This window comes from Yersinia mollaretii ATCC 43969, assembly GCF_013282725.1.
Lineage (GTDB): Bacteria > Pseudomonadota > Gammaproteobacteria > Enterobacterales > Enterobacteriaceae > Yersinia > Yersinia mollaretii.
Genome location: NZ_CP054043.1, coordinates 3,493,568 through 3,514,355 on the forward strand (window position 1 = coordinate 3,493,568; position 20,788 = coordinate 3,514,355).

Below are 20,788 nucleotides of genomic sequence, written 5' to 3' on the forward strand. Positions count from 1 at the left end.
GGTATGACCATTAAAAAAATTACCATTACGGATGTGGCTAAATTTGCTGGCGTGTCAGTGGCGACAGTTTCGTTGGCGATCAGTGGCAAAGGACGTATCTCTCCGGCTACCGCCGATCGGGTCAATCAGGCAATTGAACAGCTAGGTTATGTGCGTAACCGTCAGGCGGCGCAATTACGCGGTGGGGAATCTGGCGTGATTGGTTTGATTGTGCGCGATATTGGCGATCCTTTTTATGCCGCCATGACTGCGGGTTTGAGTGAGGCGATTGAGGCGGAGGGAAAGCTCTTATTTCTGACGCAAAGTGGCCGGGAAGGCAAGGGGCTGCTGCGTTGTTTCGATACGCTGATTGATCAAGGGGTCGATGGGTTGGTCTTAGGCGGGGGGGCCAAACGGGAAATGGGGCTACAGGAAAAGGCCGCCGAGCATGATATCCCGCTGATTTGTGCAGCTCGTTCGAATGTGTTGGAAGGCGTAGATGTGGTGCGGCCGGACAATATGCAGGCGGCCAAAATGGCGACCGAGTTTTTGATTGGGCGTGGTCATCGGCAGATTGCCTATCTGGGTGGGCATTCACACTCATTGACACGGGCCGAGCGGCTCGGGGGCTTTTGTGCCACTCTGGTGCAGTACGGTCTGCCGTTTCGCTCTGAGTGGGTGGTTGAGTGTGATAGTCAGCAGCAAGCCGCTGCCGATGCCGCAGAGACATTATTACGCCATCATCCCAATGTGAGTGCCATTGTTTGTCATCAGGCGTCAGTTGCTCTCGGGGCCTATTTTGGTATTTTGCGCACGGGCAGAACTATTGGTAGTGCAGGGGTAGACACTTATCTCGACCAGCAAGTGGCCTTAATCGGATTTGGTGATGTACCGGAAGCGGAACTCACTGAGCCACCATTGACCTTTATCACCAGTTCCGCGCGAGAAATTGGGTACAGTGCAGGGCAACGATTGCTCCAGCGCATCGCGGGGGTTGATCTACAACTGCAAAATGTCATATTACCGCCGGTGCTGATCCGTCGAGGATCAGCTTGAAGGGCGGTGATCGCTGAGGCGCCTACTTACCTCATTATATATTTGTCGTTAATTTATCGAACCAGCGTTCTTATTCCTTAAATACATCACTTCAGTATTCTATTTGTTTGTTGAAATGATAATTTAATCTTTTTTGTTTTCACCTTTATATTAATAATGGTTGTTGGCATTAACTACCTGTGCTGATATAGAGTTTTTATAAAGTCTATTTCATTAGAAATAGTATTTCGGCCATCAATATATTTATGGGTGATATATGAAAAGAATATTATTCGCTATTGTTATCTCTTCGGTAGGAACAGTTTATGCTGCGTGTAAGCTACCTGATAATATTGGAAATAAAGATTTTATTATGGAAGTCTCGGACTCTTACGGCCCAAGTAACCCTATGGCAGGCAATGTCTATAAAATGCAATATCGCGGTGATGGTAAATATAATTACAAAGTGCTAAATAATGGGAGTAATTATACTGGTAAATATAAGTACGAAAAGGTCGCAGATAATATTGGGATTATTAGCTCAAAAGAGATGTTTGGTACTGACCTCACCCAATACACACTGACATTGATGTGTGACAACGCCAATTCAGGTGTCTATTTTTATCAGCAAAGTGATGGGGTTGCAGGGAGCCGCTCCAACACCTCACGCTACTTTTTATTAAATTGACGTGTAGCTCATTAAATTGATGTGCTATCAGCGATAGTCGCCGTTCGGTAAATTTCGGCAGGTATTGATCGGTGCAACAGGATAAAAAAACGGAGCCATCAGGCTCCGTTTAGTTGATAACTTAAAATGCTTACTGTGCCGGAACCGCTGGCGCAGGTGCATCTTGTGGCTCGTCGCCAGTATCTTCTTCAGCAGGTGCACCGCCGAACATACCGAACAGGCCAACAAACTCTTGTAGTGACATTTTCTGGCCATTCAAATCAACTTGGTTATCAGCAAAGTGAATGCTGCTGCTGATAACATCGTCTTTAGTGGTGGTCAGCTTAAACATCTGGCCCATGGCGGCAACACCTTGAACCTGCTGTTGTGCCAGTTTTTGTGCTTCTTCTGGGCTGTAGCCCTGCAACTTCGCGGCCTGAGTGGTCAATTCGGTCGCCATCGCCATCGGGATGGTCAGTGTTGCATCGACTTTTTTCACTGACTGAGCCAACAGGGGTTCGCTGCCAGCTTTAGCTTGTGATGGATCCATCAGATCAACATTCAGGGTGAAGGTACTTTCCCCTTTGGCATTTTTCCAGCTCAGTGGCGCAATGCTAAATGTTGGGCTGCCTTTCAGCAGAGCAGGGAGTTTAGCAATCAACATCTCAGTCATCTCTTGCTGATAAGCTTCAGCATCAAGATTCTCACCAGCTTGAACGGCTTTCAGCGCCTGCTGATTATAGGCGGCAGTAAATTGCTTCAGGCTTTGGCCATCCAAACGGTCAAAGGTAAAGGCCAATTTGCCAGAACCAAAATCACTGCCCTGAACTTTCAGCGCGTCTAAGGTATAGGTCAGCTTGCCGTTCAAGTCTTTATCGGTTTCACCTAATTGGGTGTTCAGGTTAAAGCCAACCAGTGTCGCGGTCTCTTTACCATCAAGACTGAAACTGATTTGTTTGATGCCCAGTTGCTGATCGCCAATGCTGAGATCAAACTTACCCATGCGGCTATCACTTTTCAGGACCAGACCTTGGACGCTGAACTGCTCAACTTGATCCCACTGATTTTTACTGGAGAAAACGATATTGTCGCTGTTACCGCTCATTTTCACATTGCGCAGATCACGGGAGACATCAGCATCAATCTTGGCACCAGAGAATTTCACGCTGGTGGTATTTTGCTGATAATCGATTGGAACAAAGGTAATGGCAGAAGAGGTATCACCGCCATAAGAGATGCGTGAGTCTGCAGTAAACGGTGATTGACCCTTGGTGACTTCAAACAGCTTTTTCAGCGCCGGGGTATTGGCAAGCTCGGTATGTACCGATGCCATGCTCGGAATCAGGTTGAATTTCTTCAATTGTGCTAACGGGAATGGGCCGTGATCGATAGTTTCGATGAAAGCGATTTCATCACCGTCTTTTAAGGCTTTTTCACCCTCGACGCTGCTATCTGCTTGCAACACATAACGAACCTGACTGGTGAACAGACCGCGCTGGTAATCTTTATACGCGAGTTTCACTCCGGCTTTCGGTAGCAAGGTACGGATCTGCCCGTTGGCATTGTTAACCAGTTCGCCCATACGCTGCTCAATCAGTTTGCCGGTATACCATGAGGCTCCAGTCCATGCTGCGCCAAGTACGACAATGACGCTGACAGCCACTAACGATTTTTTCATTGTTCTGTTCATCCTTTTCTAATACACCAAATTCACTGTGTTGATCACGGAAATGAGTTACTGGTTAAATATCACCAAAGATTAATATAGATCAAACTCACCGAGTACAAAGACTATTGATTCGATAACTCTCTAATGCGAGTTCGAAATCTAACTATCGAAACGGCAAAAAGCCAGTAATTGACAACAAAATGAGTAACTTTGTTCATTCTGCGTTGTAAACCCGCGCAATAGTGCCTGTTCCTTGCACAGTGACCGGTGATTCATTAGCCGGTATAAAACAGGATTCACCCGGTTGCAGAGTGATCTCCTGTTGTTGTTTTTGCAGCACGGCCTGCCCTTGAACACAGAATATAATAGCAGCACTGTTTTGCGCTAACGCCTGAGGAGCAGGGGTTAATGTGTGTAGAGAAAAGGCAAAATCGTCAACGGGAATGGGGAAGACTAACTCATTATCCTGCTGCTGGGGTGCTGTTAACAGGGTATCAGCTGGTTTTGGGATAAATTGCAGATTGGCCATTAACTCGGGAATATCGATAAATTTCGGTGTTAGTCCCGCACGTAACACGTTATCTGAGTTAGCCATGACCTCTAATGCCACACCGTCCAGATAAGCATGTGGGGTTTCTGCATACAGGAACATCGCTTCGCCAGGTTGCAACGTGACGACGTTCAGCAGCAGAGGGGAGAACAAGCCGCTGTCTTCAGGGTAAAAACGCGAAATACTGCGAATGGTATCCCATGGCTCACCCAATTGGTTATTTAATGCCGCTTTCAGGATGGCAAGTGCGCGCGTTTTCGGTTCTCCCGCCATACTCAGTAAGCTGGCAAAGAGTGTGGCAAGATGCTCAGTATCCGGTTCGCGCAAAAATGCGGCGATATCGGGATGTGCTGCGGCCAGCGGCGGGAGTAATTCCTGAATATCTTCCAGTGTACGGAAACCATTCATAGCCTGAAAAGGGGTTAGAGCATAGACCAGCTCAGGTTTATGGTTTGCATCTTTATAATTTCGTTCGGCTGCATCCAGCGGAATTCCAGCCTGATTCTCTTTTGCAAAACCAATTTCGGCGGCGGTTTTACTTGGGTGAACCTGAATTGACAACGGCTGAGCGGCACAGAGCACTTTAAACAGGAAGGGGAGTTCGCCAAAGTGCTTGAACACGTCATGACCCAAATTGGCTTCAGGATCTTGCTCGATCACCTCACGCAATGAATGCCATTGGCCACTTGCATCAGCCACCTCAGAGCTGCTCTTGGGATGAGCACCCATCCACAGTTCAGCCATCGGTTTACCTTGCGGATTGGCCATGCCATAAAGCTTTGTCAGCGCATCCGTACTGCCCCAAGCATAGTTTTGTACTGCATTCTTCATTTTTTGCATGTTTAAGATCTGCCACTCGTTAAGGGCCACAATTAGGGAGAAACCCATCAGCCATCTTGTATGACAATTTGGCAAATCCCCGTGCCCGAGAAAAATAGTCCCTTAGTAAACAATGGGGGTCAAGGGGTTGCAAGTAGTAATGCTATCCGTCTCGCAGGTTGGCATCACAAATGGTAGAAATGCGAATCAATCGCATAAAGGTGGCGATAAATATGTCATGATAAGGTTCATGTTGCCTAGGAGGCGACATAACAGACTTCAACCTTTCAGTGACAAATGCTAAGGAGGTAGTGATGGTGACGACTCGCAGTGAAAAAGACTCCATGGGGCCTATCGATGTACCGGCAAACCAGTTATGGGGCGCACAAACCCAACGCTCGTTAGAACATTTTCGCATCTCACAAGAGAAAATGCCGACGGCGTTGATCCATGCTTTGGCGTTGACCAAACGGGCTGCGGCGAAGGTCAATAGGGATCTGGGATTGTTACCTGCCGACCGAGCGGAGGCCATTATGCGTGCTGCCGATGAAGTGTTGGCTGATCGCCATTCTGGCGAATTCCCGCTATCTATCTGGCAGACTGGGTCTGGCACTCAGACCAACATGAACATGAATGAAGTGTTGGCTAACCGCGCCAGTGAGTTATTGGGGGGCGAACGGGGAAATAACCGCTTGGTGCATCCCAATGATGATGTTAACAAGAGCCAAAGTTCAAATGATGTATTTCCAACGGCAATGCATGTCGCGGCTGTTATTGGATTAAAAAAAGATCTGCTACCTGAGCTAAAGATATTGCAGGGCACGTTGGCGGAAAAAGCACTGGCCTATCGCGATATTGTGAAAATTGGCCGGACACATTTACAAGATGCGACACCATTAACATTGGGGCAGGAGATCTCAGGCTGGGTGGCGATGTTAGCCCACAGCACACAACATATTGAATCTGCGATCCCCCATCTCTGTGAGTTGGCGCTTGGGGGGACTGCCGTCGGCACTGGCCTGAATACGCATCCAGAGTATGCCGTGCGTGTGGCAAATGAGATTGCGGCGCTGACACATCAACCATTTATTACTGCACCGAATAAATTCGAGTCATTAGCCACTTGTGACGCATTGGTTCATGGTCATGGTGCATTAAAAGGCTTGGCGGCGTCGCTGATGAAAATTGCCAATGATGTGCGCTGGCTATCTTCTGGTCCTCGTTGCGGCATTGGTGAAATCGCTATTCCTGAGAATGAACCGGGCAGCTCCATCATGCCGGGTAAAGTGAACCCGACACAATGTGAAGCCATGACCATGCTGTGTGCTCAGGTGATGGGTAATGACGTGGCGGTCAATATAGGTGGGGCATCCGGTAACTTTGAGCTGAATGTGTTCCGCCCACTGGTTATCCATAACTTCCTGCAATCAATTCGCTTACTGGCCGATGGTATGCGGGGCTTTAATGAGCATTGTGCGGTAGGTATTGAGCCAAATCGAGATCGCATTACGCAGCTACTGAATGAGTCACTGATGCTAGTTACCGCCCTGAATACTCATATTGGTTATGACAAAGCGGCTGAGATTGCTAAAAAGGCCCATAAACAAGGATTAACACTTAAAGCCGCCGCCCTGGAGTTAGGTTATCTGACAAGTGAGCAGTTCGATGAATGGGTCAGGCCGGAAGATATGGTCGGAAGCATGAAGTAATGATCACTTTGGGAGCTTATAAGCGCCGGATTGGACCCGGCGTTTTTCATTTCGCTTCTTCAATATACAAATATAATCTTGGCACCAACAGCCGCAACGGCTTGGCATCTGGCTTGTATTTATGCTTAATTTGGCGGACATCGTAGTTGGTTAACTCACCTAATTTGGGCAATTCAACCATTGATTGAGACTGACAAAAAGCAATCAGTGGCATAGGGCAGGGGTGTTGTACCTGCTTTTGTTGCTCTTGATACCAAACTCGCGCGATAGGCTGCACTTTAACTGGCCGCTTTATCTTCAACTTTGTTTTTTCCGGCAAGCGATGAATATCGTTGATTTCGACGCTAATTGACTCTACCCATTGTTCTCGGGTGAAAGGTGGCACGGCCCGACCTGCATTCAGGCTTTTGTCTAACTGCACCAATATCTCTTCGCGGGTCACATTCTTTATAATATGTTTGTTAGCCCAACCAAAACGCACTGAACTGGGGTTTAATAGCGGCGTGATCGTGCGATAAGTATTCAGAGTGATCAGCCCATGCAAATGAGTATGCACAAATTCGAAACGCTGTTCACTGGGTAGCCCTGACTCGACCGTGATGATCTGTTCTAATTCGGTCTTTAACTGATTAATTTCACGAATGGTATTTTGGCATTCACTCAATTGATTATCTGTCACAGAGAAACAGAGTACACCGGGGAGGCGTAGGGCGGCTTTGCTACTGGTATTTTGCCCTTGGTGGTGAAGGAATAGCCGCTGATAATGTTGTAACCCCAGATCTCTGGCTTGATGGCCCACAGTCGCTGTTACAGCAATTTGCTCGATGGGGTTATGCTCGGTACCTTTCTCAATTTCAGGTAGCGAAAATACCCGGGCAGCAAGCAAAGGAAGATCAATGAGTTGCTGGTGGAGGAGCTGCAATTCAATCTCCAGTGAAGCAAATCGAGTATTTAAGCGTTCTATCAAATCATACTTGTTCATTGTCTTTTCTAATTAAAGTTATTTTAGTTACAACATACATTATGTGACGCCAATAAAAAAGCGACCTTTGAAAGCAAAGTGTTGCCATTAATGAATCGGACATATGCAGGATTGAAGGGTCTTAACAGGAACGTGGGGCAGGGATTGAACACAAAAAGGGCTTTGATTGACGTGAATTTTTCCAAGGAGAGTAGCGAAACACTCAAGACTAAATACCCAACAAATGACATTTAGCCTTGAGTGATGAATCAAATATTAGGCCAATGCTTTGGCTTTGAGTTGCATGTATTCACTTTCAGTGATCGTGCCTTCATCCCACAATTTTTTGGCGTCAGCAATCTGTTCTGCCGGTGATTTACCCGCAACATGACGAATATAATCATTGGTTTCAGCGACTGATTTTTGCACCGTCGCACGATAACGCTGTGCCATACCTTTGCCACGAGTGACCAGATAAATAAGCGAGGTCAGTAGTGGGATAAACAGCAAGAAGATAATCCAAATTGCTTTATAAAAACCATTTAGCTCATGGTCCCTGAAGAGGTCAGAAATGACCTGAAACAGGATCAGTAAGTAAGCAATGAAAAAGAAAATCGAAAAGGTGGTCGCCAGAATATCCCAAAGCGTAAGAAAGTGACTGGTCATAATGCTCTCCTGAAATGACATAAATTAAGGAAATGTTCACCGTGAAAAAATTCCTAGTTACATTATATACTTAATTTACATTTCGACATTTTTATTTAGAACATTAAATTCTCGCGGCTTCTGGCAATTTACGTAGCCGCTGCCCCACATATAACGCGAGTAATAACATCGTTGCGATAAAGGCGACAACCCCCGCCCAGCCTAAATTAAGCCAGAAAATACCGCCTAAAGTTCCCGCGACACTCGATCCGGCATAATAGCAAAACAGATAAAGTGACGACGCCTGTGCTTTCGCTCGGCGAGCGCGACGACCAATCCAGCTACTGGCAACCGAGTGAGCGGCAAAGAAGCCGGCCGTAAATATCATCATGCCAATAAAAATAGTGATGACGGGCGGGAAAGCGGTAATAGTAACGCCAATGAGCATCATCCCAATCGAGGCCAATAAAATCGGCCCACGACCATAACGGCTGGTGAGGGAGCCAGCTTTAGGCGAGCTATAAGATCCCGTCAGATAAACTATCGATAATAAGCCCACGACGGCTTGGCTAAGGTAATAAGAGGTGGGGCGGAAATGTTTCGACGCGGGAAGAATACGCCAAAACAGGCAAGCAGCAGCTAAAGCAAATAAGCCAATCACCGCCAGCGCGATACGCCATGAAAAGAAATCACTGAGTACCCCGGTGATCAGGCGACCACTCATCCCACCAATGGAGTTGCCGCTGATATATAAACCCATAGACAGTGCAACGAAACTCGGGTGAATCTCCTCACTGAGGTAGGTCATTGCTACGGCAGCCACCCCGCTGAGGGACAAACCAATCAATGCCCGCATCAGCAAAATACCGTGCCAACTGGTCATAAATGAGCAAATAAGGGTACAGATTGCCGCCAACATCAGCGCGATCACCATCACTGACTTGCGCCCGACCGCATCCGAAAGAGGACCGGTAAACATCAGCCCAAAAGCCAACATCCCCGTTGCCGCTGAAAGCGATAAACTGCTGGCAGCCGGTGAGATATTGAAATCCTGCGAGAGCAGCGGCAGGATTGGCTGCACGCAATAGAGCAGGGCAAAGGTGGCTAATCCGGCTGAAAAGAAAGCCAGTGTCACGCGAATAAACTGGGGCGTACCCCGTTGAATATAAGGGCGTTTCGATAAACGGGTCACATCGGGTGCCGATACTGAAGAGGTGGCATCATCATTTGCTGCGGGCGCTGGCGCTACGGTCGCCGTGGTGCGCGAAGAGGTGGTCACGGTATTTCCTTATCATTTACACAATCAAAGACACTTTTTCGCCAAACCATTTTGCAAAAAACAATTTTGCCAAAAAAACACGGGCGCTAACCACTAAACAGCTTAATAACGGGATCATAGAAATAGCTGAGTTTTTTGTCTAATATATTAATTATTACAAATAAGACGTTAAACATATCAATGGAACTCAATGAGCATTGAACTCAGGCACTTACGCTACTTCATTGCCGTGGCTGAAGAGCTGCACTTTGGTCGTGCGGCAGAACGGTTACGTATCTCTCAGCCGCCGCTGAGCCAGCAAATTCAAATTTTGGAGGAGCAAATTGGTGCGCGATTATTCGACCGCAACAACCGCAATGTCAGCTTAACTCAAGCCGGTACTCTGTTTTTAAAAGAGTCCTATCAAATTCTGGCGCAGGTAAACTCGGCATCAGAAAAGGCAGCACGGCTGCATCGTGGAGAGTCCGGCGAGCTGACCATCGGTTTTACCTCATCAGCCCCCTTTATTAGCGTGGTCTCTAAAAACTTACGCGCATTCCGCCAATTACACCCGCAAGTCCATATCAAGATGCAGGAGGTCAATACCAAGCAACAAATTGAACCGCTGCTGGATGGGCGACTGGATCTGGGTGTGATGCGAAATACACGGTTGCCAGATGCACTGCAATATCGATTGCTGCTGCGTGAGCCCTTGGTTGCGGTGGTCCACGAAGATCACCCATTAGCTTCACTGCCTCAGGGGAGTGTCAAATTTAGCTCACTGGCGGAACAGCCTTTTGTCTTCTTTTCGCGTGAGGTGGGGACTGCGCTGTATGACGAGATCCTCACGCTGTTAGCGCGGGCGGGCATCACACCTTATATTACGCAGGAAGTCGGGGAGGCGATGACCATCGTGGGATTGGTCTCTTCCGGTTTAGGGGTTTCAATCTTGCCCGCCTCATTTACTCGGGTAAAAGTGGATGGAGTGAAATACTTGCCCTTGGCAGAAGCCAGTGCGACGACCGAAGTCTGGTTAGTTAACCACAAACACCGACCTGTTACCGCCCCAGCAGAAGCACTGATTCGCCTGATGGTGGCTGACATCATTTAATGCACGGGCCATATACCGTCTAAATAACCCGCATTTCGTCACCGGAAATCGGTGATTATGTGCAGTAAATCACATAACTAATCAAATAGTTGACGTCATATGCCAAAAGCCCCAACATAGCCGATAATCTTTATTTAGAAGCGCGAAAAATACTCGGTTGGCAGAGAAGGAGCCGGTTTAGTGATTACGGATGGACAGCCTGGGCATATTGATCAAATCAAGCAGACCAATGCAGGGGCCGTTTATCGGCTAATTGATTTGTTCGGCCCAATATCACGCATTGAACTGTCTAAGCGGGCGCAATTGGCCCCCGCCAGTATCACTAAAATCGTGCGAGAGCTGGTTGAAGCGCATCTGGTTAAAGAGACTGAATATCAAGATGTGGGTAGCCGTGGGCGGCCTGCCATTGGTTTAGTTCTAGATACCGAAGCTTGGCATTACGTCTCTGGGCGTATCAGCCGTGACTTTATCACCCTCGCATTGCGCGACCTCAGTAGCAAACTGGTGGTTGAAGATCAGATTCCATTACCTAATAGCCACCCGGAACCGCTGCTAAATCGTATTCTCAACGAAGTGGATCGCTTCTTTATCCGGCATCAAGAAAAGCTTGAAAGGCTAACGGCTATCGCGATTACCATGCCGGGCATCATTGATGCGCCAGCCGGTATTGTGCATAAAATGCCGTTTTATGATGTGAATGAAATGCTCCTTGGCCCCGCGCTAGAGCAGCGAACGGGACTGCCGGTCTATCTGCAACACGATATTTGCGCCTGGACCATGGCAGAAGCGCTATATGGTGCTTCGCGAGGATGCCAGAATGTGATTCAGGTAGTGATTGACCATAATGTGGGTGCTGGGGTGATTACCGCTGGCAGGGTATTACATGCCGGCAGTCGCAGTGTGGTCGAGATTGGTCATACCCAAGTTGATCCCTATGGCAAACTTTGTTATTGCGGTAATCATGGGTGCCTTGAGACGGTCGCCAGTATTGAAAATATGCTGGAAATTGCGCAACAGCGATTAAACGGCTCCATGAGTTCTTTATTACATAGCACACCATTGAGTGTTGAATCTTTATGTGATGCTGCCTTGGCGGGCGATCAACTCGCTAAAGATATTATATTGGGCGTAGGCCACAGCGTTGGGCGAATTGTTGCCATTATGGTCAATTTATTTAATCCAGAAAAAATTCTAGTGGGTTCGCCACTCAATAAAGCGGCCTCTATTTTACATCCGGCAATTGCATCTTGTATTCGCCAACAAGCACTGCCTGCATACAGCGATAATATCCTTGTTGAACCAACCGCATTCTTTAATCAGGGCACTATGCCCGGTGCCGCATTAGTCAAAGAAGCACTGTATAACGGTTCATTATTAGTGAAACTGCTACAAGGCTAACCTATTAACACTAATAATTAAGAGTTAATTATTAGTGGGTATGTCTAATGTACCTCGCCTATTAATAGCTATTATTCGTTAAAAACCTCTCTCAGTTCGGCAAAACCTTGCGCTAACGCAAGCTGTCCGATGTCGGCATCGCCTAGACTTTTATCCATGTTGCCTATTTCGCTAATGTTAAGCGAAAAGATGTAAGTCTGCGTGGCCAGATTTCGGAGTATTGTTATGTTAACGCGAGTATTTGTGACGGGCACTGACACCGCTGTGGGTAAAACTGTGGTGTCACGGGCTTTACTTCAGGCCCTAAGCCAAAATGGCAGAACAGCGGCGGGCTATAAACCCGTCGCGACAGAGAGCAAAGAAACACCCGATGGATTGCGTAATCAGGATGCGCTGATTTTACAGGCGTCGTCATCCATTGAGCTTAATTATCAGGAAGTTAACCCATTCCCGTTGCAAGCGGATGTTATCCATGCTTGTTCGGATACGCTGATTAATTACGGCGATATGACGGAAGGGTTACAGCGCTTATCTGCTAAAGCGGATACTGTGGTAGTCGAAGGCTGTGGTGGCTGGAAAGTCATGATGAATGACCAACGTTTCTATTCTGACTGGGTAATACAGGAACAATTACCGGTTATTTTAGTTGTCGGCATTAAGTTGGGCTGCATCAACCATGCTTTATTAACGGCACAAGCTATTATCAATGATGGATTACCATTATTAGGCTGGGTCGCGAATCGTATTAATCCTGGATTAGCGCATTATGCTGAAACAATCGCCATGCTACGTGAGCGTTTACCAGCACCACAGTTAGGGCAATTACCTTATTTGCCACATCCGGAAGAAAAGCCATTGGCAAAATATTTAGATTTGTCCGTAATCAGTCAATAATTTAATTACCCCGTCGATTGGGGGGATTAAGTGAATAATAGTCTGACGTCAATGGCCTATTTTAACGTGAATGATATACCGATATTGGGCGTAGCCAGCGCGCAATGGTTGTCGAAATAACGCAAGATAATAGCAAACCGGGGAGTAGGGTATATTCACCGGTCATTTCGCAAACCATTAATGCGGCCATAATCGGGGCATGAGTGGTAGCCGCCAACAGAGTTGCCATTCCGGTCAATGCCATTAACAACGCAATGTTGTCGCCGAGAGCGGGCCACCAAGCAAACATCTGCCCACATAACATGCCTAAAGCGGCACCAACAAACAGTGTCGGGGTAAATACGCCGCCCGGCGCGCCCGAACCGCTGCTCGCAAGCACGGCCAATAACTTGCATATCAGTATTCCGCCAATCAATAAAACCCCCGGTGGTGCAGTCAAGAATGACTGGACGACACTGTAGCCATTGCCCCAGACCTGCGGAAAAATCAGCGATAATAGCCCGACGATGATTCCCCCTAGCGCCAGTTGCAACGGGGGGGACAGGTTAAGTGAGCGAAAAGCATGCCCACTGGCAGTCATGGCTTTGAGAAATAATGGCCCACAAAAACCGGCTAAGAGTCCCAAGAGTGCCATCAGGAAATATTGTATCGGCCAAGGCGATGGCAGGGCTTCCATTTGATAAAGCGTTTCCTGACCACCATGCAACAAATTGGTGGTGAGCAAAGCACTGACGGCCGCAATCACCACGGGTCCGAGGGAGGCCAGCATTAAGGTGCCAAATAAGATTTCGGCAATAAACAGACTGCCCGCTAATGGTGCATGATAGGCGCTCGCCATCCCCGCCGCCGCACCACAAGCAACCCAAAGTTTCCACTCACTCGGTTTGGCATAGCGCTGCGCAAAAACCGAGGCAAATAGGGCCGCTAATAGCACCATCGCGCCTTCGCGACCAATGGCACTGCCGCTAGAAACCACTAATAAGGAGGCGAAAGATTTGACCAAACTGGCAGAGACATCTAATCGCCCATCACCAATTTCAATGGCTTCCATATAATCCGTCGGCGCACTGGGCTTTTGCTGCTGATAGCGTTGATATGCCCACAGTAATGTCCCGGCGGCCAAACCACCCAATGCGGGGGTTAATGCCCGCCGCCAGCCAGAAATCGACGACGCTGCGGCCACCAAACTGCCATCGGTTCGAGCGAAGAGTAGCCACTCTAGCCCCAACATGGCCTGATGAAATAACCAGACGATCAATGCGGCAATCATGCCCAGCATGATTGAAATCAGCAGTCGGCGCAGCATGGCGCGATAGTAATAGAGATGAGCAGGCCGTTTCATGCGGCGTTGTTGACTGCCATAAAGTCACTGGCTGACATAACGAGACAAACCTCTTTTTTAGCGCGATGGACAAAGTGAGATAGACAGATTGTTACTGGCTATCAATTGAATGACCAGTGAATCTTTATCAATGTGGCGAATAATATCGACAAAACAGCGCTATCAATAAAACATGATTATCAATAAAACAAAAGGGCGCACCAAAAGGCACGCCCTGACGGGGGTACGACACGAGATTACTCGCCGTTATTTATACGGGTATAAATAATTTTCTGGGTATCATTCTCGCAATGCCCAACCACTTGACCACCCGCTTGCTCCACCTGATCATTCGGCACGATATCCAGTTTAAAACCAGATTCAGGGACGCCATTACTGATAATCTTCTGTGCGATCTCCGCCTTGACGCTTTCGCAAGATGCCAGCGCAGCCAGCGGCGCGAGAGAGAATAACAAGGTGCTAATAATAAGCGTTTTTTTCATCATAAAATCCTTATGTGGATGAACAGTTTGCCTAGCGAATTGATCCCTAAACTCACCTTAAATGATAACTCAGATCCCTATAACCTCAAGTAAATCTGAGTTATAGCTATCATTTACGGATTAATCTGACGACCGGATAAGCGGTCAAGGCAGCGCTCAGTATTCGGCTCCCAATAGGCGTTTAAATTCTCACTGCGATTGCAGCTATCTTTCGCATCTTCAGCACGATCAAATTTATCGAAATTCTTTTCTACCCGATTATTCACTTTGCCGCGCAGACGATGATTATCATCCCACTGCTGTTGGCTTTGGCGCGCTTGCTCTTTGGACATCGGATCATTGTTTCCACCCACAGAAACGCAAGTGCTGCCCTGAGTACAGTTTGCCGATTGTGCCAATGCAGGAGTTTGCCATGTCAGCGGCAATGCCAACAGGGCGACCGGTAGAAAAACGCGGATCAGGCGTGGCAGGCTATTTATTTTCATCGTCTTAAGTCCCTTATCAGTCGGTGATGTTAAATCATCATGTAATTTACTGGCACGCTATCAGCGAATAAAAATTATATCACTGCTTGTGGCAGATAAACTAGTCGGCGACAACCTGACTGCGGGTAGGTAAAGTAACCTAATGCTAATTGAGAATGTTTGTTTAAATAACAATACGTTGATTACGATATAAAGAGATCTGAGCATGTTAAAAACGTCGCTACTATTTTTTTTCACCGCTTTAGCTGAAATTATTGGCTGTTTTTTACCTTATTTATGGTTACGCAAAGGGGGCGCAATTTGGTTATTGTTGCCTGCAGCAGCGAGCTTGGCGATGTTTGTTTGGTTACTCACCCTGCATCCTGCCGCGAGTGGGCGAGTCTATGCCGCATACGGTGGGGTCTATGTGGCAACAGCATTAATTTGGTTACGCGTAGTCGATGGCGTGAAACTTTCGGTCTTCGATTGGATAGGTGCAGGTGTTGCGCTGGCAGGGATGTTGATTATTGTGGCAGGTTGGCGAGTCAATTAGGCCTAGTGGAAGCGAAGCTATAAAAACCGACATTTTACTCTTATCGAAAGTACTAATGAATACTGATTCAGTGATATCAGTCGTGTGAGAGAAACTATTAATAAATGGAGTTAACATTACAACAAATATTAAGGCGAACGATACTGAACACCGTTCGCCTTAGCCTACCTAAATATGGCGAATCGCTCCTCCGGTAAGGCAGGAACAACTCTATTTTATGGGTGAATCCCGATGTCTCCAATATCAACACATGTACCGTCTGTGAAACAAATTATCTCTGCGTTTGCGATGGTTGAGAAAGCACCTGCAGCTAAAATTAAAGCAAATAAAAAGTTCTTCATAAAAAATCCATTTAAGTAAGTTGCTATCCCAGCGACTAAGCTGAGGGTGGAAAAAAATAGTAGCACGTAAAAGTAACTCGAAGTGCTTTATTAATATTTATTTACACTATAACATTGGTTGGTAATATTTATTTGGAATTTGGTGTGATGGTTAAAAATTAAAGTTCTTTATGCCAGGAATTACTGATACGACCAGGTGTGAAATGCGACACATATAGAAAACTCTATTAAATCACAAAGTTAAAATTCATTAAACTCAGTAAGTTATTGCTGTCACACATATCTCAGTTGGGCTGAAAATATATTAATCTTACGGGTGCTATATCTGATTTTTTACCCGTCCATAACTGGGGGGATCAGGATTTTGGGGAGTAACGTTATAAATACAGTCAAAATCTCCAGTTATTCGATGCATTAAAATATTAACTTTTAGCGATCGACTTTTATTTGATAGTTGAAATATCATCCCCATCCAAGATGAGAAGATTCTTTTAATGCATTTACCACAGCACCTGATTGATTCGCAATCACTAAGATTTTGTATGACGGATACAATAAAAATCACTTAAAGACAGAACCAAATGATTTTATTTTGATGAAATGTCTCATCTTTTTTTATCTTCCGCCGATTAATTAAAGTGAGTCACCCATAAACAGAGAATAAAAATGGTTATAAGTACAGGTCTGCACAGTAGCTCGTTAAATACAGAAAATCGATCTGGTAAGTATCATTCCAGTAATGATATATCTTCGCAGATTCAGGACATACAAGACAAGATTTCAAAAATCATGGAGCGTATGAGCAAAGGAGAATCCCTGTCAAAAGAAGAGCAAAGAGAATTGCAAGATCAACTGACGATGCTCTATGAGCAACTTGTTCAGTTAATGCGAAAGCAGGCTGAAGAAGGCGAAGACAAAAAAAATCACGGAGCAGATAAAACTGATATCAAAATATCCGTTACGCCAAAACTAACAAATATTGATGTTTTTGCCTGACATTTCCCAAAACGTAGTCACTCAGTCGTCCTCCAGTATATTATATAAGTGGAAATACGGCACACAAGGCGAGGCTGAAATGCGTCACGGAAGGTGAGGGGAAGCGGTCGAGACAAAAATTTTGCAGCTTCGCTCCCATTAGGCCAATTAAGGGCGGGGTGGTGAACACCCCAGCCTGAATATCATCTCTATTTAACTTTCGCGGTGAATACTCAGCCCAGCAAAAGATTGGCTGACCGGCATCATTTCCAGCGAGTTAATATTGACGCGTGCGGGCAGCGTGGCAACCCAATATACCGCTTCAGCGATATCTTCGGGGATCAATGGATTAGCGCCATCGTAGGTTTTATTCACTTTGTCACCATCGCCTTTAAAGCGCACCGCTGAAAACTCCGTGCCACCTACCATACCTGGCTCAATATCCGTCACACGAATACGGGTGCCGTGCAGATCGGCGCGCAGGCCCAGACTGAATTGCTTAACGAAAGCTTTGGTCGCGCCGTAAACATTCCCCCCGGCATACGGCCAGTTAGCGGCGGTAGAGCCAATGTTAATCACGTGGCCCACATTACGCTCGACCATCGCGGGCAACAAGGCACGAGTCATATTCACCAAACCTTTGGTGTTGGTGTCAATCATGGTATCCCAATCGTCAACATTGGCTTTGTGGGCCGGTTCCAGCCCTAATGCCAGCCCCGCATTGTTCACCAGCAGATCAATATTTTTCAGCTCAGCAGGCAGTTCATCAATAACCTGTTGAATCGCCGCACGATTTCGTACATCTAACCGAACAATATGCAACTTATCGCCCAGCTCATCTTTTAGCTCATCCAGCCGCTCCTGACGACGACCCGAGGCGATAACCTGATGACCGTGGCTAATAAATTTGCGGGCGATAGCCTCACCAAATCCGGAGGTCGCACCTGTAACGAAAACGATCATATGCATTCCTTATTTTTCATTGCCAAAAATATCATTGATATGATTAACATACGCTTAATTTAAGATGGAAGCGCTTGCGGGTTTTCAACGTCTGGACGGCCGCTGACGTACCTCATCACCCGTATTAGGGTTAAGTGTTAATGTATCGATTATCGATAGTAATGCGACCACGCCAATCACCACAAACGCTATCTGGAAATTTTCCAGTGGGATGGTGCCCTCACGATAGGGGTGAAACCACTCGGCAACCCGTAGAGCCAGCGCCCCAATGGCGATTCCCAAGCCCATTGAGAGCTGCTGCGCCATGTTGGAGAAGGTGTTGGCGCCGGACATTTTCGGCGCTGGCACCTCGGAATAGGCCAAGGTATTGAGTGCAGTAAACTGCATAGATCGCGTTAATCCACTGATAAAAAGGAGCAGGACTATCAGCGCATGGGGTGTCTCAGGTGTCATCAATGCATAAGCAAAGATGGTGACGGCATTCAGTAAACCATTGACCAGCAGTGTAGGGCGGAAACCAAAGCGGTACAGGATTGCGGAGGTAAAAGGCTTCATCGCCAAGTTGCCCGCAAAAACCGCCAAGACCAGATTTTCCATAAAGAAAGCACCTGCCACCAACAGCGGCAGAGCCGAACCACGCATTGCTGACTGGCTCATAATTTACGCCTTGGGGAAGGCCGGTAATATATTGATTTAGATGGGAATGGCTGGAAAATATTGAGCAGTGGAATCACGTTTCAAATCCGGAAAATTCTCTCACATATTTTGAGCATACCGGATCGGGGCGGGATTAAAAAGAAGTTATTAGCCAGAGGGGATATCAATAGTGCTGAATAATGCCGGTGTGATATGGAAAGAAAAGGGCTGTAGAAATAACAGCCCATATTGATATCAACGTGCTCAATTTCATGATTATTTTTTCTTGTAGACATCGGCTGTAGCATGAATTTTTGTATTGGTATTGGCGGATGTTACAACAAAATAATCACCACCCAATTCATCGGCCTTTTTAGATAGCTCTTCTTTGGCATCACTTGGTGCCAGTTCACCAGCCGTGACAATAGTGCCAATTTTTTCATATTGGCCGGGACTTTTGCTCAGTTCATCTTTAGTTAACAATTCGGCGGCGATAGCGCCGGAAGAGAATGCACCCAACAGAACTAACATCGTCATTGCTTTAAATAGTTTCATAGTAATCCTCGGTTCAAAGATATTGATAACCATGTGGAGCCTATTTGTATAGAAGTATAAGTATTGTTGTCATCACTGGTTTTATCCAGTTTGTGGCGTATCTTTCGGATTGTTGAACATTGAGGGTTGAGATCGGGCGTTATCAAGATAAACCTGAACCAGTAATGACAGCGCCCAAAACCCCAGATTATGCCTATCGCCATGATGGTGCGCATAATGTATATTATGTTAAATTGAATATGGCGATACGCACCCCGCGTTTGGCCTGTGGTTCTGATGCTGCTCACCTCTTCTTTCTTCTTGTTTTGTTAGCAGTTTAAAACTAAATGATAAAATCGGCCGATCGCGCTACATGAATTCTGTGCTAATGGCAGCACCATAAGGCGCAGAATCCACCCAGCTTAACCGATACAAACACCCCATCTAACACTCGCACACCAACTAACTCTGCGATTTCACTCGCGGTGCATTATCAAGTTGCCTAATCGATGGTGTAAAACTGGTGGCAATAGTCGCTATCACCACAGCCATGGCTGAGGCCAGTAAAACTGTCGAGCTACCAAAACGCATAGCAAGTGGCCCCGCAGCCAGTTCGCCGACGGGAATGGCAATAAATGAGCCTAAAGCATCATAAGCATAAACACGCGCAAGTTTTTCGGGCGGAATATGCGTTTGTAGCGAATTCGCCCACACCACGCCAAATTGCCCAAAACCGACCCCAGCAATAAAAAATCCGCCCATGAGAATGGCTGTCGAAGAGATCATACTGAGGAGAATAATCGGGACAGCACTCAGTGAAACCAATACCACACCCACCAACAGATCCCGCCGTGGACGCCATCGCAGCGCAATAAATGATCCGAAAATCAGACCGATACTTTGCGCGGCCACAATCATTCCCCACCCTACTCGCCCAAATGAGGCGTCCGCCACGATGGGGCCAAGGATCATCACTACGCCGCTGAAAGCCGCATTAACAATGGTGAACTGGACAACGATTGACCAGACCCATGAGCGAGCAATGAACTCTTTCCAGCCATCACGCAGATCCTGCAAGATATTGGTGGTTGATTCGAGAGACAATGCCGGGTTGGTTCGAACAAAGAAATAGAGCGGCGCGGCGGCGGCAAATCCCAAAGCATCAACAGCCAAGCCCCATCCCGGCCCAATTGTGCTGGTCAAAACACCCCCTAGCGAAGCACCAATGATCGTGCCTGCATAGATTCCCACTTGGATAAAGGCATTCGCTGCTCGGAGGTGAAATGCGGGGACGGTCTGTGGAACCATTGCCGAAGAGGCTGGCAGTGCAATGCCAGCGGCGGCACCATTAATGGTGCCAAGGAGAGCCAATCCCATGATGGTGGCTGTTCCGTCGAGCACTAACCAAGCAACCACCCCTTGGGATAAGGCGGCAATGGTCGATGATGACAGCAGAACAAGACTTCGGGAATACCGATCCGCAAGTACGCCACCAATCAATAAGAAGGCGACATTGAAAATAGAACGGGCGGCGACAACCAGACCTAAATCCGCAGCGGAACCGCCGATATCCAGCACGGCAAAAGCCAAGGCAATCGGCGCGATGCCATTGCCCAACACGGTGAGAAGACGGGCAAAAAATAGGTTTCTAAAGGGCGCATAATGAAACAAATGTCGGGAGTATGGCGCTGTTGCAGGTGTATTCACTCACTTTTCTCCGAAAATAACTCAATTTTTGCTCGGCTATGAGTGCTACCTTTTAATGCCGCTCATTTATAAGCACTATTGTTTATAAAGACTATT

At 46.9% G+C, this 20,788-nt stretch carries 19 protein-coding genes and 1 pseudogene; 8 read left to right on the forward strand and 12 right to left on the reverse strand.

Annotated features, from left to right (window positions below; translation table 11 throughout):
• Nucleotides 1–3: 3 nt before the first annotated feature.
• Nucleotides 4–1,035, forward strand: coding sequence for a Mal regulon transcriptional regulator MalI (gene malI / locus HRD69_RS15570; protein WP_004874385.1), 1,032 nt, complete (start codon nt 4–6; stop codon nt 1,033–1,035).
• 256 nt (nt 1,036–1,291) lie between these two features.
• On the forward strand, nt 1,292–1,702 hold the full coding sequence (locus tag HRD69_RS15575; RefSeq protein ID WP_145567770.1) for a hypothetical protein: 411 nt from the start codon (nt 1,292–1,294) through the stop codon (nt 1,700–1,702).
• A gap of 130 nt (nt 1,703–1,832) precedes the next feature.
• On the opposite strand, the gene HRD69_RS15580 is transcribed toward HRD69_RS15575, so the two are convergent.
• Both HRD69_RS15580 and manA read right to left on the reverse strand, forming a co-directional pair.
• Nucleotides 1,833–3,359 (reverse strand): YdgA family protein, encoded by a 1,527-nt coding sequence (locus HRD69_RS15580; RefSeq protein ID WP_032813709.1) that lies wholly within the window; start codon nt 3,357–3,359, stop codon nt 1,833–1,835.
• 205 nt (nt 3,360–3,564) lie between these two features.
• Entirely contained in the window at nt 3,565–4,740 is a 1,176-nt protein-coding gene (manA, locus tag HRD69_RS15585) for a mannose-6-phosphate isomerase (RefSeq protein WP_004874382.1), read from the reverse strand.
• A 293-nt stretch (nt 4,741–5,033) separates the two neighbouring features.
• Here manA and fumC point away from each other — a divergent pair, with 293 nt between their 5' ends.
• Nucleotides 5,034–6,428 carry a class II fumarate hydratase gene (gene fumC, locus HRD69_RS15590; protein ID WP_032813707.1) on the forward strand — a complete coding sequence of 465 codons (1,395 nt, stop codon included), beginning with the start codon at nt 5,034–5,036 and terminating at the stop codon, nt 6,426–6,428.
• Between the two features lie 46 nt (nt 6,429–6,474).
• Here the strand turns inward: fumC and tus are convergent, their stop codons facing one another.
• The 3 genes from tus to HRD69_RS15605 form a co-directional block, all read right to left on the reverse strand.
• Nucleotides 6,475–7,410 carry a DNA replication terminus site-binding protein gene (tus, locus tag HRD69_RS15595; RefSeq protein WP_004874380.1) on the reverse strand — a complete coding sequence of 312 codons (936 nt, stop codon included), beginning with the start codon at nt 7,408–7,410 and terminating at the stop codon, nt 6,475–6,477.
• 255 nt (nt 7,411–7,665) lie between these two features.
• The gene (locus HRD69_RS15600; protein ID WP_032813705.1) at nt 7,666–8,055 is read right to left on the reverse strand and encodes a PLDc N-terminal domain-containing protein; all 390 of its coding nucleotides are present in this window, start codon (nt 8,053–8,055) and stop codon (nt 7,666–7,668) included.
• 103 nt (nt 8,056–8,158) lie between these two features.
• Entirely contained in the window at nt 8,159–9,313 is a 1,155-nt protein-coding gene (locus tag HRD69_RS15605) for an MFS transporter (protein ID WP_004874378.1), read from the reverse strand.
• A gap of 190 nt (nt 9,314–9,503) precedes the next feature.
• On the opposite strand from HRD69_RS15605, the gene HRD69_RS15610 reads away from it, so the two are divergent.
• The 3 genes from HRD69_RS15610 (at nt 9,504) to bioD (ending at nt 12,695) form a co-directional block, all read left to right on the forward strand.
• Nucleotides 9,504–10,403, forward strand: coding sequence for a LysR family transcriptional regulator (locus HRD69_RS15610; protein ID WP_004874377.1), 900 nt, complete (start codon nt 9,504–9,506; stop codon nt 10,401–10,403).
• 180 nt (nt 10,404–10,583) lie between these two features.
• The gene (gene mlc, locus HRD69_RS15615) at nt 10,584–11,801 is read left to right on the forward strand and encodes a sugar metabolism global transcriptional regulator Mlc (RefSeq protein WP_004874376.1); all 1,218 of its coding nucleotides are present in this window, start codon (nt 10,584–10,586) and stop codon (nt 11,799–11,801) included.
• A 225-nt stretch (nt 11,802–12,026) separates the two neighbouring features.
• A complete protein-coding gene (gene bioD / locus HRD69_RS15620) occupies nt 12,027–12,695 on the forward strand; it encodes a dethiobiotin synthase (protein WP_004874375.1) in 669 nt (222 codons plus the stop codon).
• A 61-nt stretch (nt 12,696–12,756) separates the two neighbouring features.
• Here bioD and clcB read toward each other — a convergent pair whose 3' ends face one another.
• The 3 genes from clcB to HRD69_RS15635 form a co-directional block, all read right to left on the reverse strand.
• The gene (gene clcB, locus HRD69_RS15625) at nt 12,757–14,037 is read right to left on the reverse strand and encodes a voltage-gated ClC-type chloride channel ClcB (protein WP_004874374.1); all 1,281 of its coding nucleotides are present in this window, start codon (nt 14,035–14,037) and stop codon (nt 12,757–12,759) included.
• Between the two features lie 236 nt (nt 14,038–14,273).
• Complete coding sequence (locus HRD69_RS15630; protein ID WP_032813703.1) at nt 14,274–14,519, reverse strand: DUF1161 domain-containing protein; 246 nt, start codon at nt 14,517–14,519, stop codon at nt 14,274–14,276.
• A gap of 113 nt (nt 14,520–14,632) precedes the next feature.
• Nucleotides 14,633–15,004 carry a DUF1283 family protein gene (locus HRD69_RS15635; protein ID WP_004874372.1) on the reverse strand — a complete coding sequence of 124 codons (372 nt, stop codon included), beginning with the start codon at nt 15,002–15,004 and terminating at the stop codon, nt 14,633–14,635.
• A gap of 205 nt (nt 15,005–15,209) precedes the next feature.
• On the opposite strand from HRD69_RS15635, the gene HRD69_RS15640 reads away from it, so the two are divergent.
• Nucleotides 15,210–15,536: a YnfA family protein gene (locus HRD69_RS15640; protein WP_004874371.1), complete on the forward strand. Its 327-nt coding sequence runs from the start codon at nt 15,210–15,212 to the stop codon at nt 15,534–15,536.
• Nucleotides 15,537–16,543: 1,007 nt separating this feature from the next.
• On the forward strand, nt 16,544–16,873 hold the full coding sequence (locus tag HRD69_RS15645; RefSeq protein WP_032813701.1) for a FlxA-like family protein: 330 nt from the start codon (nt 16,544–16,546) through the stop codon (nt 16,871–16,873).
• 192 nt (nt 16,874–17,065) lie between these two features.
• On the opposite strand, the gene ydfG is transcribed toward HRD69_RS15645, so the two are convergent.
• The 4 genes and pseudogenes from ydfG to HRD69_RS15665 form a co-directional block, all read right to left on the reverse strand.
• Entirely contained in the window at nt 17,066–17,815 is a 750-nt protein-coding gene (gene ydfG / locus HRD69_RS15650; RefSeq protein WP_004874369.1) for a bifunctional NADP-dependent 3-hydroxy acid dehydrogenase/3-hydroxypropionate dehydrogenase YdfG, read from the reverse strand.
• An 84-nt stretch (nt 17,816–17,899) separates the two neighbouring features.
• A pseudogene (locus HRD69_RS15655) lies at nt 17,900–18,442 on the reverse strand (MFS transporter); the annotation flags it as partial.
• A 285-nt stretch (nt 18,443–18,727) separates the two neighbouring features.
• Complete coding sequence (gene yahO, locus HRD69_RS15660; protein WP_004874367.1) at nt 18,728–19,006, reverse strand: DUF1471 family periplasmic protein YahO; 279 nt, start codon at nt 19,004–19,006, stop codon at nt 18,728–18,730.
• A 441-nt stretch (nt 19,007–19,447) separates the two neighbouring features.
• A complete protein-coding gene (locus HRD69_RS15665) occupies nt 19,448–20,692 on the reverse strand; it encodes an MFS transporter (RefSeq protein ID WP_032813699.1) in 1,245 nt (414 codons plus the stop codon).
• Between the last annotated feature and the right edge of the window lie 96 nt (nt 20,693–20,788).